At 39.8% G+C, this 15,334-nt stretch carries 11 protein-coding genes and 2 pseudogenes; 2 read left to right on the top strand and 11 right to left on the bottom strand.

The genetic code is table 11. From position 1 onward, the window contains the following. Position 1 precedes the first annotated feature (1 nt). Both KTH84_RS13860 and KTH84_RS13855 read right to left on the bottom strand, forming a co-directional pair. A complete protein-coding gene (locus KTH84_RS13860) occupies positions 2 to 1,405 on the bottom strand; it encodes a hypothetical protein (protein WP_262473654.1) in 1,404 nt (467 codons plus the stop codon). Continuing rightward, complete coding sequence (locus KTH84_RS13855) at positions 1,402 to 4,200, bottom strand: type VI secretion system Vgr family protein (RefSeq protein WP_262473652.1); 2,799 nt, start codon at positions 4,198 to 4,200, stop codon at positions 1,402 to 1,404. The genes KTH84_RS13860 and KTH84_RS13855 overlap by 4 nt, the downstream gene beginning before the upstream one ends. Positions 4,201 to 4,461: 261 nt before the next feature. Between KTH84_RS13855 and KTH84_RS13850 the strand changes: the two genes are divergently transcribed. Next, a complete protein-coding gene (locus KTH84_RS13850; protein ID WP_262473649.1) occupies positions 4,462 to 5,154 on the top strand; it encodes a tetratricopeptide repeat protein in 693 nt (230 codons plus the stop codon). Positions 5,155 to 5,165: 11 nt separating this feature from the next. On the opposite strand, the gene KTH84_RS13845 is transcribed toward KTH84_RS13850, so the two are convergent. Beyond that, complete coding sequence (locus KTH84_RS13845; RefSeq protein WP_262473647.1) at positions 5,166 to 5,639, bottom strand: DUF4844 domain-containing protein; 474 nt, start codon at positions 5,637 to 5,639, stop codon at positions 5,166 to 5,168. A gap of 677 nt (positions 5,640 to 6,316) precedes the next feature. Between KTH84_RS13845 and KTH84_RS19065 the strand changes: the two are divergent. After that, positions 6,317 to 6,436 (top strand): annotated as a pseudogene (locus KTH84_RS19065) (hypothetical protein); the annotation flags it as partial. A gap of 102 nt (positions 6,437 to 6,538) precedes the next feature. Here the strand turns inward: KTH84_RS19065 and KTH84_RS13840 are convergent. From KTH84_RS13840 to prpC, 8 genes and pseudogenes are all read right to left on the bottom strand, one after another. Next, complete coding sequence (locus KTH84_RS13840) at positions 6,539 to 6,958, bottom strand: NUDIX hydrolase (protein WP_262473646.1); 420 nt, start codon at positions 6,956 to 6,958, stop codon at positions 6,539 to 6,541. Between the two features lie 336 nt (positions 6,959 to 7,294). Beyond that, positions 7,295 to 7,796, bottom strand: a pseudogene (locus KTH84_RS13835) (NUDIX hydrolase). Between the two features lie 266 nt (positions 7,797 to 8,062). Further along, positions 8,063 to 8,638, bottom strand: a complete 576-nt coding sequence (locus tag KTH84_RS13830; RefSeq protein WP_262473642.1) for a DUF4126 domain-containing protein — start codon at positions 8,636 to 8,638, stop codon at positions 8,063 to 8,065. Positions 8,639 to 8,758: 120 nt separating this feature from the next. After that, positions 8,759 to 8,893, bottom strand: a complete 135-nt coding sequence (locus KTH84_RS13825; RefSeq protein WP_004640417.1) for a zinc ribbon-containing protein — start codon at positions 8,891 to 8,893, stop codon at positions 8,759 to 8,761. 323 nt (positions 8,894 to 9,216) lie between these two features. Next, on the bottom strand, positions 9,217 to 10,155 hold the full coding sequence (locus KTH84_RS13820) for a hypothetical protein (RefSeq protein WP_262473743.1): 939 nt from the start codon (positions 10,153 to 10,155) through the stop codon (positions 9,217 to 9,219). Positions 10,156 to 10,776: 621 nt separating this feature from the next. Beyond that, the gene (locus tag KTH84_RS13815; RefSeq protein ID WP_078219965.1) at positions 10,777 to 11,292 is read right to left on the bottom strand and encodes a hypothetical protein; all 516 of its coding nucleotides are present in this window, start codon (positions 11,290 to 11,292) and stop codon (positions 10,777 to 10,779) included. A gap of 219 nt (positions 11,293 to 11,511) precedes the next feature. Continuing rightward, positions 11,512 to 14,118, bottom strand: a complete 2,607-nt coding sequence (gene acnD / locus KTH84_RS13810; RefSeq protein ID WP_262473640.1) for a Fe/S-dependent 2-methylisocitrate dehydratase AcnD — start codon at positions 14,116 to 14,118, stop codon at positions 11,512 to 11,514. Further along, on the bottom strand, positions 14,118 to 15,275 hold the full coding sequence (gene prpC, locus KTH84_RS13805; RefSeq protein WP_202743568.1) for a 2-methylcitrate synthase: 1,158 nt from the start codon (positions 15,273 to 15,275) through the stop codon (positions 14,118 to 14,120). Before prpC ends, acnD begins: the two co-directional genes overlap by 1 nt. Between the last annotated feature and the right edge of the window lie 59 nt (positions 15,276 to 15,334).

Genomic DNA, 15,334 nt, shown 5'->3' with positions numbered 1-15,334 from the left:
TTTACTTACTAATAAAATCATAACTTTGTTCTCCTATGTAGCCACCAATTTCCCCCCCTGCCCAACCAACCAATGCAGATGTTCCAGCAGCAAGTCCAAGTACGATTAAAGATGTACCTCCACTAGCAACCGTTAATACAATAAAAGCTCCAAGTGCACCACCAGCCAGCCCTCCAGCAAGTTTAGAGGTTTCAACTACAGTTGTTTTGGTTTTTTCCTCAGGTTTTGCACTCGCAATAGCATCACCAGCATTATAAATATCTAAAGCTAAAAATAAATATCCTCCGCCTTTTATAACTTTACTCATTTTTCCTAATTCAGTCATTTTCTCGACATATTCTTTCATTCCCCCTTTGTAAGTAACACCCCTAACTAATGAAGATTGATTAATAATACGTCGCATGTTATTAGTTTTAATAGACTGATCCCATTTAAAGACCCCTTTTGAATATTCATTATCTAGCTGTTTGTATAAATCTTTATATTTATTTCTGAATGCTTTAAAGTTCTTCGGATTAGCTAAACCTGAACCTTTTGCTCTTTCTTCAGCCATTTTTAATGCTAATTCACCATGAATCTTATTCATTCGAGTCACTGTACCTTCATGGAATGCTAAAGTTGCATCAATTCCACCTTTAGCAATTGCCCCCCAAGCACTTTCACTATCCTTAGCATCCTTATCAAATTTTTGAACTAGAGGATGGTCATTATTCACAAAGATATTTTTATTTGTTAGTTGAGTTCGATTGTCAGCCACAGCATCATAAAGAAACTCATAATTTTGAGCAAAAAATTGCTCATCAAAATTTTTATCTTTTTTCATTTCATCTAATTTTTTTTGGGCCTCTTGCGCTTCTTTTTTATATTTTTGCAATTCTTTGGCTGTTGTAGAATTTGATAAAATAATAACTTGCCCAGGAGTTAAGATACGAATAGGCGCCATATTTTTAAGGTGAGGATTATTCGCACGAAGAACGTCCCAGTCGGATGCCGATAAAGGCTTCTTATATACGCGTTTCGACCAGTCAGCCATTGTTTCCGTTTTTTTAATAAGATACCAAGCCACCTCACCATCATTAAGATAAATTTCTTTAATATTTTCTTTAACTTTCTTTGTAATTTCAGTGGTTGTTTTAAGCGTATAAACACTATGCTTTTTTTTCTCTGAATATGCCTTTACAGAAACTTTCTGCAAAAGTTCTCCACGTAGATAAATTTCATAAATTAAAGTCGTATTTAAATTATTTATCTGAGTCCAGCTTGTTAACCCCTGCTCATTAAATCGACCATCAAATACTATTTTCTTTTTAGTACTATTGGTCGTAACAACAAATTTATAAGTTAAATCTTTTAACTTTAATGGAGCTTGAACATTAAGCTTTAAACGACTGAAATACGCACTCATTCCTCTGACCCAGCCTCTTCTTCCTCTGCTTGTTCAATTTCATTCATCATAATTCTTGTAGTCACGTTCTGTGAGGCTGATGTCGTTTTTAGCTTCATAAATCCATCTTTATCTGTTGTCCCTCTATGAATATTTCCCTCATCATCCAAAAAGATATAAGGCTTTCCAGACATTACCTGATTTTCTTTATTCTTGACTAAATACTGAAGCACAAAAGGATTATCAGCTTCAGGTAATTGCGGTAATGAACTATTTACACTTCCTCCCCCCATAAACAAATGCTGCCCAGCCTTCACCTCAAACTTACCGCCAGTGGTCATAAAAATGCCTGAACTGGTAATTTTGACTTGAGAGCCGCCTGCAGTGAGTACAATTTCTTTGGCTGCGGTCGCTTCAATTTTGTCTTCTGCTGAAATAATCTGAACAGCTTTACGGGCAATTAAATCCGCACCATCACCTTGTGCTTGTATCTCAACTTTGCCTTTGCCTGCATATAGTCTTGCCCCTTCTTGCGCTGCAAAAAGGCTGATTTTATTTTGGGCGTGCGCAATCAGGTTCTTTTGGGTAGAGAGGTTAATACTGTCTCCAGCAGTTTGGTTTAGCTGCCCATCTGCACTTAGATGAATATCTTCGTTACTGCTCAGTGCAATGCTGTTTGGACTCGCCAACAGCATAATCGCCTCTTTAAACGTTTTGGCTTTTGCGTTGTCTTGCTGCTCGAGTTTTTCAATAAAAGATTTTAGGTTTTCTAAATTTTCTAACGGATCAGTTTGCTGATTTTTGGCAACTTCACTGAGTGCCTTGGCATTGTTGAGGCCGCCTTCTATTTGTTGTTTAGCCTCGTTTGCGTCTAGATGTACACCTTGAGCTTGGTCCTGTTTATGGGTACTAAAGAGTAAACCACTGCCAGCTCGCACCGCTCCCCACTGGTCTGTTCTGAGTTCAAACCCTTCACCTCGACCATCGCTTGTCGCGCTGTCTTTTGGATGGCTTAAGTTACCCAAGTTGAGCTGGCTGGCTGCATGACTGCTTTGCAGTTGGGCACTAATTTGCCCTGTAGTGTCATCAAAACGTAGCTGGTTAAAACCTTTACCATCGACTTCTTCGGAGCGAATGCCGCTGAGTTTTTTAGTATCAGGTAGCTGGCCTTTCTGGTCAAACTGGGTTGGGTAACGTTCAGCTTCATGAATACGGCCCACCACAAACGGACGGTCAACATTGCCGTCAAAAAAGTCGATCACCACGATCTCACCAACACGTGGTAAGAAGCGTGCGCCATAACCCGCGCCTGCCCACGGGGTGAGTACATCTACCCAAGCCGAGTCGGTGTCATTGTCGTTACTTCCCGCTCCACCATCATGGCTATGGTCATCAGTTCGGGTAAACAGGAAGCGGACTTTAATACGTCCCCATTGGTCGACATGAATGCTTTCACCTTCCAACCCCACCACTCTAGCACGCTGTGGGTAAGCGGCTGGTCGGTGCTCTAGCGGGCTATACTCAGGCACAGCTTTAATGTTGCGTCGAACAACATTCAGCTCAGCAAAGTGGCGCTGCTCAGGGTTTTGCGTGTCGAGTTGGGCTGCCTTGAGTTTGTCTTTTGGTAATAGGCGCTCAAGTTGCTGTTGTAATTCTTTCGGTAAATTATTCTGGTTATAGTAGTGCTTGCTTAAGATCAAGAACTCTTTATCGGCACTGTCATGTTGGTCAAGTTCTGGGTGGTCGTTGAGTTCAAACCAGTAACCCACCTGTGCATCACGGACGTTCCCTGAAACGGTAAACTGTTTAGAGCTCAGGTGATGGTAGGTATTAATATGCTGGTTAAGCTGTTCAATCTGGCTATTGCCTGACGCTGTGGCTTGGTCTTCGCCTTTTAGGTCTTGCATCCACGCAGGACTAACGTGCCACGCATCTTCAAGGTTTAAGCTCACATTGTCATAGTGTTCGCTGTGCTGCTGCGTGCCCTGTACGCTGCCACTACCTTCTTCTTGTTGTAGGGCATCGGCTTGCCAGCGTTGCACATGAACCGATGTCGGCTGTAAACGGCGCTCAGCTTTAACTTGAGTAATGGTATCGAACTGTTCTGTGGCACTGCTGCGTTGGTAGCGTAGGCTACGGCGTTCAAGGGCCTGATAATTTTGGTTATCATCAATTAAACGCAGTACTTGTGGCTGAATAGAAGCATTCGGATCAGCGACTAAAATTTGTGACTCATCGATCAGCCAGTTAATGCCTTCACTACGCCACAAACGGGTTAAAAAGTCATAATCGCTTTCGTTTGACTGCATCACAAATGGGCGTACATCGTAGTCTTTAGTTAACCCTGCTGTTTCGAGTGTTAAGCTTGAGGCAAATAACGGACTTTTGCCTTGCCATTCTTTAAACAGAATTTCGCTAATATCCCGCACGCTTTTATTCATAAACACGCGGCTATTACGGCGTTTATGCCAGAGTGCAGTTGGGTCTTTTAAGGTGAGGTTATAAATAGTGAGTGAACCATCGCTTTGCCCTTGGCTCGCTTCAGTAATAATGCCTGTCGTTCTAAAAAACTGGCCCATGTCAGTGACCTGATCGACGGCAACCTGACAGCCAATAAATTGTTTTAATGCAATATGTGCGTTCATCGACAGACACAGTAACTCAGCAACGCTGCCCTGATTGAGCGTATGTTCGCCATCAACACGTTGCAAGAAGACTTGCTGATTTAAAGACTGATTTGAGAATTGGATATGGACAGCGCGATTTTGTGAAACAAGGCCTAAACGCTCCAATATACTCGACACACTCATCTGCATTTTTATTATCAATCAAACTTATATTTAGGCCGCATTTTAATTAAAAAAAGACTAACCTGTCTATCTATACTCATTTTCAAAATGTAACTGGTCTAAATATACTGTTTTAGGTTAACTTCTTATTAAATAGATATTTAAATTGTAAGATCAGATCATTTTAAAGTGATATAAACCACCCAGATATATTTAATATTTTTCTTTTATATTCAAATAGATATTAAAGAAAATAATTTTTCAAATTAATAAAATTCAGGATGAGATATGAAAATAAAAAAGTCTGCTTTTTATATATTTACGGTGATTTTCTCACTTCATTCTTCAGCATTTGCTGAACCGAGTGTTGCCGATATTCAATATCGTGCGGAACAAGGGCAACCTGTGGCTCAATATCATCTTGGTATGATGCTTTTAAGCGGCGAACAAGGCGTTGTTAAAAACTATGAGCAAGCTTTTAAATGGCTAACTGCGGCTGACCAAAATGGAAGTGTGGGCGCAAAATATAGTTTAGGCATGATGTATTACACAGGCACGGGTGTTGAAAAAGATGCCAAGCGCGCTTTTGATTATTTTACTAAGGCTGCGGCCAAGGGTCATGCTAAAGCGCAATATAACTTAGGGGTGTTATACGACAAAGGTGAAGGAACTGCGCAAAATTATATGCAGGCGTTTGAATGGTTTAGTCGTGCTGCCGAGCAAGGCTATCCACCCGCGGAATATAATTTAGCTCAGCTATATAAAAAAGGTCACGGCGTCACCCAAAGTGATGAGCAAGCACTGAAGTGGTACACCAAAGCGGCTGAGCACAATGAAAGCGATGCCCAGTACAACTTGGCCCAAATGTATTTAAATGGTGAAGGCACGCCGAAAAACCTACAACTGGCAAAGAAATGGTTCCAACAAGCTGCCAATACAGGCGATGTAGATGCCAAAGAAATGCTTAAAGGTTTAGAATAAAGAATCAAAACTTAATGTTTATCTAACTCTAATAACTCACTAATTTCTTCACCATATAGCCATTTATTTAAAATACCTTCCGAACTTTCTAGACCTACAATATCGAGAAAACTTTCAAATGTAGTTGCCACTTGTTCTCGATCTTCTGTATCAAGCGTATCAGGATCGATTTGGCTGATTCCATGAGCAAGAACATGTAAAAGTTCTGCCTTAGTTGGTTCATTCTTTTGTTGATAGAGTGCAATAAAAGCTTGTGCAGCATCAGCCACTTTTTGATTCAAACTCATACGTAACGCAGGATTTTGAACCCCTGTATATAGTTGTCCATCTCCAGCAAAATGATCTTGAGCTTTAAACTTTTCTAATTGTTGAATAACAATAGAGTTTGAATTTTGAATACTCATTTCTGTTTTATTCTCAGTTTTTTGGGCACAACCAACTTGTGAACTTAAGATAGCCATGACTAAAACCAAAAGCTTTTTCATAATTTTATTACTTTTATATTTGTCTGCATCAAATATAAACCAAATTAATTATGATTTACCACACCTATGAAATTTTATTTTATTATTTATTTTTTCTAATTAAACATAAACATTAATTTTATTATTTTAAGAATATATTTAGATTTATTATTAAATCAAAAATATTTTAAATATTAAATTGACGTAATTAAAATCACCGATTATTATCTCGTTGCTGGCCTACATTGCCAGTCGGTTTTGACAGACCGTTGATCCACGGCGGGTTATAGTACAATCTATAAGTCGTTAGACCCTTGCGTCCCCTTTCTTTGCGGTAGGACGGATGGGGGACGCCCCGTGCGTGCTGGTTCCATGGATCCCAGTCTGTCAACCCCCTTTCGTTCTACCACCATAATCAATTGACGGTGATCTGGTGGTAGGACTCCATTTTTTAAGGAGTTGACCATGATACTTTTCAAACTTATTCCCTCTCCAATTTAATCATTTTATTTATTTAAAATTTGGGTTTTCTATTGCCTAATTTTTTAAATTTATAAAGTATTTTTTATTTTAAAACTTAAATTATTTTATTTTCCTGTATTTATGGGAGGATTAATTATTGTCTAAAAATTATTTTAAACATTAAAACCAATTATATTTTTGTTCCACTCATAGATATAAATCATTATGAGAATAATATGACAATTTATAAATCTATTTTGGCTTTAAGTTTCGTTCTAGGTAGTTTGGGTATTTCGGGTTGCAACCTCCACACTCAGCAGGAGTTTGAAAAAATTTGCCTGTCGGGTGGGCTAAGCGTTTGGCTTAGCTCCTTTATCTCTGTGTTGCAATGGTTTCTTACTTTAAATCAGCGCAAAAGATTAAAGTCTGTTGTGGCACAGAGGCCTAAAGTTGTCTGGTTAGTTGAGCTTGTATTTAGATTTAATAAATTTAAATAATTCTTTAAAAAGAGGATGCCATTCTTCTGTTGGAGGACTCAAAAAAGAGTGCCAGAAAAAATCGAAAGTTAATCCATTATCGTCTTCACAAAAATGTGACCACGTGTCATGTAAAGCCTCATCTGTACTACACACAAAAACATGCCAATCAGGCCCTGCCTCTGAAGGAATATGTTTGCCTAGGTATGATTGAATTTGAGCACTCTTTATTCCAGATTCTTCATAAAGCTCGCGCAAAGCTGCATGTTCTAACTGTTCTTGGTGTTCCACAGTACCTTTAACGATTTGAATTCCAGCTAATGGATGTCTAAATACTAAAATTTCCAAGTTATTATTTATTTCCCTAAATACCAAAGGAACCACTTTTTCTATTAAGCACATGATCATTTTCTTCTTTAAATTTAAGTACATATTATAGAACTTAACTAGAGTGCAAATACATTATTAATTGCCTAAACGCTTAAACTTACACATACCATCTAAAATGCCTTGTACGTTTTAACCTACAAACTTTTAGGGATTTTGCGGATTGGCGACACTCTGCTTTTTTCCTATGATAGGTTCATACAGGAACAGGATGTTCCGGAACACAAAACAACAATAATAGGTTCATGCACTAGGAGCGTGAGATACGACAGGAGTCATATCTAGCAACCAAATACGAAAAAGCTCGACAGGATGTCGGGCTTTTTTTATATCTGAATATTAAGAATAATTTTAGAGTTTAAAAATCTCAGGCAAGCTATCTAAAAGAATATTAGGAATGTTGTTTGGATAAACAATCTCTTCTGTTTGACTTAATTCATCAAATGTCCACCAATGACTTTTGCTAATCACAAGCTTCTCATGTTCTGACCAGTTTGCTGTATTCACTTCTTCATTTTTAATAAAAACAATAAAGAGCCTTTCATCAGAAATCACAACTTCTGCACTCGGTAGCATCATTTCAAAATTGCGAGTTGCGACATGAGTGCCCACTTCGCTTCTTACTACACCTAACTCTTCATAAAGCTCTCGGCAAGCTGCTTGCTCGAAGGTTTCCCCTTCTTCAAGCCCTCCGCCTACGGTTGCCCAATATGATTGACCAGCCAAAGCATCATTTGTATGAGTAAATTGAAATAATAAAATTTGATGATTTTCATTAATCACTAATAGTCTTGAAGATTTTCTAATACGCATTTGATTTTTTTCTTGAAGTAACAAGGTGGCTATTATTCATATTCACTTTGAAAAGTTAAATTATTTCTCAATGTACGTTTTAACCTACAAACTTTTAGGGATTTTGCGGATTGGCGACTTCCCGCTTTTTTCCTATGATGGGTTCATACAGGAACAGGATGTTCCGGAACACAAAACAATAATAATAGGTTCATGCACTAGGAGCGTGAGATACGACAGGAGTCATATCTAGCAACCAAATACGAAAAAGCCCAACAGGATGTTGGGCTTTTTTTATTGTCATTTAAAAATTATGAGGAAGCTAACCTATAGCGGGCTATGCACCTGTTCTTGCTTTTTATGACGTATCCAACGTATTGCCCAAATAACAGCAATAACCACCACAATCGCAACAAGCGCAGGAACTAGCAAAGCTGAAACCGAAAGTAAGATTGCTCCAATCCACTCCCCTGTAGCAACAACAAAATTCCCTAAGCCACCTGTGGTTGCAGTTGAAACACCGCGTGCAGCGACTGTACTCATTTGCACCACACCTGCCGTACCACCGCCCACAATAATCGCTGCCGCCCAACCCGCGAACTGTGACATTTCACCACTACTCACTGCCATTGTCGCTAATGTACCCGCGATCATGGCCGCAGGTGTCGCGACTGTGTCTAAGGCATTATCGACCCATGGAATATAGTAAGCCGCAACTTCACAGACTGTTGCCATAGCTAAAGCCAAGCAAACCGATGGCATAGCTAACCACTCAAAACCTTTTGATGGCTCAAACCATCCCATCATGGTTGCAATACTCATGACCAATAGCGGCACAAACACGCGAAAACCGCAGGCAGCGCTCAAACCCACGCCAATACATAAACCCAATATTGTTTCCATAAGGTTTCCTTTTCATGCCCATCACGGGTCTTGTTATGTAAGTCTTATTTTAAACTAACAAAAAGCCCCATCGGGTGACAGGGCTTTTTGTTAAATGCGAACGCAAATATTATTTTATTCTTAACGTTTAAACTCAGTGCAATAGCATTTAGTGCACGGCGGTAAACGATCTGTATTAATTTCTAAAAACACTCTCTGGCCACATTGAGCGCAGAAATAGAAGCCTGTTCCGGGTTTTTCGCCAGCTGTTACCATGATTGCGTTCCTATAATCGTATAGATATTAAACAGGAATATAACCCAGTTAGAGTGATTGTCAATTGTCCATTTCGCCCTATGATGATGGCATAAATGCAAAAAATGTTATTTGTACGATTTATCTTACAAACTTTTAGGGATTTTGCGGATTGGCGATACTCTACTTTTTTCCTATGATGAGTTCATACAGGAACAGGATGTTCCGGAACACAAAACAACAATAATAGGTTCATGCACTAGGAGCGTGAGATACGACAGGAGTCATATCTAGCAACCAAATACGAAAAAGCCCGACAGGATGTCGGGCTTTTTTTATATGATTTAAGATAACTGTGGAACTTCAATTAAGTTAACCGTAAATAAATTTAGAATATCTTCTTTATCCATAAAGATTATTTGACTTCTTTTATTAGCATCAAGTTTATTTCCCAACCAATTTCTTGCTGCTTTAGTAATTTCTCCACCTGCAATGATATAAGCATGATCAACTAAAACTCTTTTATTTGTTTCAGGATCAAAAATCTCATGCCCTAACATCATTGTAGTTTGATTATAGATTTCAGCAATATTATGATTTCCTGTTTTAGTCATTCCAGAAGAGTCTAATTTTCCTTTCTTAACCTGTATTCCAAAATAAATAATATGCTGTGTTGGCAGCATGAACTTCATCCAAATGTCTTTACCATACTCTAGAGCTTTATCTTTATGCCCAGCTACGGTAATTCTTTGAAAACCTAATATTCTAAATAAAGGTAATAAAATTTTTTCAATTAACTCATCTTCTGAACATCTTTCTAAAAAGTTTATAAGTAATTCTCTTTTCTTTAGCTCATCTTCAGTGAATGGTCTATGTGGATTTTCATTTGGTTTTATTAAATTATTGGTTCTTATATTTTTTAAATATAAAATATTATCGTTTCCATAAAAAGCTTCAAATCCTTCTCGACTTAATGGTTTATTCAATTCAATTAATGCATTTATTCTTTCAGGATCATCTTCTGTTGCATCAGACTTATACATTAATACCCTAAGCAGATTAATAAATTTCTCAGGTAAATAGTCTTTTGCACAAGGCTCTTCCAATAATTCCTTTAATCTTTCTGCTGTCCACCACCATCTAGTACTACCATCATGTACATACGGTAAATCACACTCATCAAAAAACTCTGAAATATAAAAGCTACTTCTATAAGGGAAATATTGCTGGTCACCCACAATACACTCTGCAATACCTCTTAAATTTCTATCTTTAAACCTCATAAAAGCCTCTGACAAAACAAAGAAACCTACTCTAAAGTAGGCTCTTTTTTAAACAGAATCAATAACTTTAACTTAGGAAGTATGGCAAGGAGCACAACAATAAGCGCATCCATTAATTCTAGCGATATTGTATTTTAACTTTGCATAAGCAACAGCTTCTCGACAGGATGGAAATTCTCCAAGTGGAATCTGATTATTTGCTAATGGCATATAATGACACCCCTGCGATTTATTATGTACCTCATAATCACCATTAGCTTGTCGATTGCCATTTAAAATAAAAAACATTAGTTACCCCATAAAAAAATAAAGCCATATTTAAATTATGGCTTTATTGTACAAAAAGCAATCGATTTATTTACTAATTAATCAAGCCACTTGGCCTTCAAAAAGTCTTACGCAATTTCATTTTTTACGCTTTAACCTACAAACTTTTAGGGATTTTGCGGATTGGCGACTTCCCGCTTTTTTCCTATGATGAGTTCATACAGAAACAGGATGTTCCGGAACATAAAACAACAATAATAGGTTCATGCACTAGGAGCGTGAGATACGACAGGAGTCATATCTAGCAACCAAATACGAAAAAGCCCGACAGGATGTCGGGCTTTTTTTATATTCTTATTTTTCTGCTAAATAGCTTCTTACACGTGCATCATTGAGTAAAGTCATTACCCCTTCTGCAATACATCCATTTAAATCTTGTACTAACACACCACTCGTATGAGGAACGGTAAATGGAATAGTTTGTCCATTTCCTAAAGTTACCTCGAATTTAATTTTACTGCGCCAGAAAAGTAGATTCGTGTAGGTACTACGTAATGAATTTACTTTAATCGCAATCGATTTCGATCCATTACCATCAACAGGTTGACCATTTTTCAATAGTTCCTTTTGAGTCTGTTGTACCATCGTTTCTGTAATAGACTTGATGCTAGAGTCCAGTTTTGTGCCCATATAAGAATATACAATCACTCGTTCATCTGAAGTTTGAGCATTGGTCACATCAGCCTTGCCAATGACCTTCACGGGTTGAATTAAGCCTGCGCGTAGAGGATATTCTGTACTGACATAAGGCATCGTCCCACAAGCAGTTAATATAAGTGAGCAAATTGAAATAATTAATAAGTTACGCATTGATATTTTCCAAGAAATCTATTGTGATTTATATTTAAGTCTAAGCGCCGCGTATCTTAATGTAAGTTAAAGAGAAATTGATGAAAAAAAAATAAAATAATTTTTAAAAATATAATATATACAGCCATTTTTTATAATTAATTAGCTATGTGTAAATAAATAAAAACCCCACTCTAAAGCGGGGCTTTTAAAACTACATCAATTATTCTTAACTCAATATTAAGCCACTTGGCCTTCTAAAAAGTCTTGTGCAAAACGCTGCAATACACCGCCCGCTTCATATACAGAAACTTCTTCTTCTGTATCTAAACGGCAAGTCACAGGCACTTCAAGAATCTCTTCTTTACCATCCGCTGTGGCACGTTCAATCACTAAAGTTAAAGTCGAACGCGGCGCGATATTACCAATCACGCTATAAAGCTCAGTACCATCTAGTTTTAAAGTCTTGCGGTTTACACCTGATTTAAACTCAAGTGGTAACACGCCCATACCCACCAAGTTAGTACGGTGAATACGCTCAAAACCTTCTGCCACAATCGCTTCAACACCTGCAAGGCGTACACCTTTCGCAGCCCAGTCACGGCTCGAGCCCTGACCGTAGTCAGCACCCGCAACAATAATTAATGGCTGCTTACGGTTCATGTAGGTTTCAATTGCTTCCCACATACGCATCACTTCGCCTTCTGGCTCTACACGCGCTTTTGAACCTTGCTTAATGGTACCGTCTGAACGGACCACCATTTCGTTATACAGTTTCGGGTTAGCAAATGTTGCACGTTGTGCAGTCAAATGGTCACCACGGTGCGTTGCATATGAATTGAAGTCTTCTTCTGGTAGACCCATTTTATGAAGATATTCACCCGCAGCCGAGTCCATCAAAATCGCGTTTGAAGGCGACAAATGGTCGGTGGTGATGTTGTCACCCAAAATGGCAAGCGGACGCATGTTCGCTAAAGTACGTGGTGCAGCCAACGCCCCTTCCCAATATGGCGGACGGCGAATGTAAGTACTTTGTGGACGCCAGTCATAAAGCGGACTTTCGGCCTCTACGGTTACGCCTAAGTCAAACATTGGAATGTAGACTTTACGGAACTGTTCAGGCTTCACAGCTTCTTTAACTAACGCATCAATTTCAGCATCAGATGGCCAAATGTCTTTCAGGTAAATTGGGTTACCTTCTTTATCATGACCCAATGCGTCTTTTTCGATGTCAAAACGAATCGTACCCGCGATTGCATACGCTACAACAAGCGGTGGAGATGCCAAGAACGCTTGTTTTGCATATGGATGGATACGACCATCGAAGTTACGGTTACCAGACAGTACTGCTGTTGCGTACAAGTCACGGTCAATAATTTCTTGTTGAATGACTGGATCTAACGCACCCGACATACCGTTACACGTCGTACAAGCGTAAGCCACAATACCAAAACCAAGTTGTTCTAAGTCTTTTAGAACACCCGCTTCTTCAAGGTAAAGTGCAGCCGCTTTTGAACCCGGTGCAAATGATGATTTCACCCAAGGTTTACGGACTAAACCTAGCTCATTTGCTTTACGTGCCAACAAACCTGCCGCCACGGTGTTACGAGGGTTAGAAGTGTTAGTACACGAAGTAATTGCAGCAATAATGATTGCACCATCTGGCATTAAGCCGTCAGAACGGTTTTCAACAACACCTGCAATACCTTTTTCTTTTAGGTCCGCAGTTGAAACACGTGCATGTGGGTTTGATGGACCAGCAATGTTACGTGTTACTTTTGATAGATCAAAACGTAGTACGCGTGGGTACTCTGCTTTGGTCATGTCAGTTGCCCAAAGGCCAATTTCTTTTGCGTACTGTTCAACCAACGCCACTTGAGCATCTTCACGACCTGTGAGGCGTAAGTAGTCAAGCGTATTTTGGTCGATGTAGAACATCGCAGCCGTAGCACCGTACTCTGGTGTCATGTTCGAAATGGTTGCACGGTCGCCCACAGACATGCTATCAGCGCCTTCACCAAAGAACTCAAGGTATGCACCAACCACACGTTCTTTACGCAAGAATTCAGTTAGAGCAAGTACGATATCTGTTGCAGTAATGCCTGCCTGACGCTGTCCTACAAACTCAACACCAATAATGTCTGGCAGACGCATCCAAGATGCACGGCCTAACATTACGTTTTCAGCTTCTAGACCACCTACACCTATAGAAATTACGCCCAAAGCATCTGTATGTGGAGTGTGTGAATCTGTACCCACGCAAGTGTCTGGATATGCCACGCCATCACGCGCCTGAATCACCGGAGACATTTTCTCTAGGTTAATCTGGTGCATGATGCCGTTCCCCGCAGGGATCACATCGACATTTTTAAATGCTGTTTTAGTCCACTCAATAAAGTGGAAACGGTCTTCGTTACGACGGTCTTCAACAGCACGGTTTTTTTCAAAAGCGTCTGGGTCAGCACCGCCATATTCCACTGCTAAAGAGTGGTCGACAATCAGTTGTGTTGGCACAACTGGATTGACTTTAGATGGGTCGCCACCTTTGTCGGCAATTGCATCACGCAAACCTGCAAGGTCAACCAATGCAGTTTGACCTAAGATGTCATGACACACGACACGCGCAGGGTACCAAGGGAAATCCAAGTCCTGACGGCCTTCAATTAACTGCGTTAAATAAGCAGTTAAGTTCTCGGCATCAGCACGGCGTACCAATTGTTCCGCGAGTACTTTAGAGGTGTAAGGCAGTTTTTCGTATGCGCCTGGCTGAATATCTTCAACGGCTTGACGCACGTCGAAATATTCAAGCTGGGTACCTGCCAGCGGTTTACGGTATTTTGTGTTCATTAACCACGCTCCGCCAATGGTTTAAATTCGAGGTTTTCAGGGCCTGTGTAGTTCGCGCTTGGACGAATGATTTTGCCGTCTTGGCGTTGTTCAATCACGTGAGCTGACCAACCTGCTGTACGTGCAATCACGAACAATGGAGTGAACATGGCAGTTGGAACACCCATTAAGTGATAGCTCACCGCACTGAACCAGTCGAGGTTCGGGAACATGTTTTTCACTTCTTTCATCACTGCTTCTAAACGCTCAGCGATTAAGTACATTTTGATGTTCTCTTGTGCTTGTGCCAACTCATGCGCAACTTTCTTGATCACTTCGTTACGTGGGTCAGAAACTGTATATACAGGGTGACCAAAACCGATCACCACTTCTTTATTTTCAACACGTTTACGAATATCAGCTTCTGCTTCGTCTGCGTTGTCGTAACGTTGTTGAATTACGAATGCAACTTCGTTTGCACCACCGTGTTTAGGTCCGCGAAGTGCACCAATACCACCTGTAATTGCCGAGTACATGTCAGAACCTGTACCTGCAACCACACGTGACGTAAATGTAGATGCGTTGAACTCGTGTTCAGCATACAAAATGAGTGATGTATGCATTGCTTGAATCCATTCTTCAGATGGTTTTTCACCATGAAGTAAGTGCAAGAAATGCGCTGCAATTGAGTCGTCATCCGTTTCAACTTCAATGCGACGACCGTTGTTGCTGAAGTGATACCAATACAACAACATTGAACCTAGACTTGCCATTAATTTGTCGGCAATGTCTTTTGCGCCAGCTTCGTTGTGGTCTTCGTGTTCTGGCGTTAAACACCCTAGAACTGAAACACCTGTGCGCATCACATCCATTGGGTGTGCAGATGGTGGTAATTGTTCAAGTGCAGTTTTAAGTGCTGCTGGTAAGCCACGTAGTGCTTTTAATTTTGCTTTATACGCTTTGAGTTCAGCTTTGTTTGGTAATTTGCCATGTACGAGCAAGTGAGCAACTTCTTCAAACTGGCTGCCGGCTGCAAGGTCAAGAATGTCATAGCCACGATAGTGCAAGTCGTTACCGCTACGTCCTACGGTACAAAGTGCTGTGTTGCCTGCAACTTGTCCACTCAGTGCAACTGATTTTTTTGGTTTGAAGCCTGTTGTTGTTTCATTTGAGCTCATAAGATTGTCCTTTCCTATCTATCTGAATTTATTTATTAAACACGACGGATTCGTACCGT

This window comes from Acinetobacter sp. WU_MDCI_Abxb74, from assembly GCF_025513915.1.
GTDB classification, from domain to species: Bacteria; Pseudomonadota; Gammaproteobacteria; order Pseudomonadales; family Moraxellaceae; genus Acinetobacter; species Acinetobacter calcoaceticus_C.
Note: the sequence above shows the minus strand (reverse complement) of the source record. Positions and strands in the feature narration are given on the sequence as shown.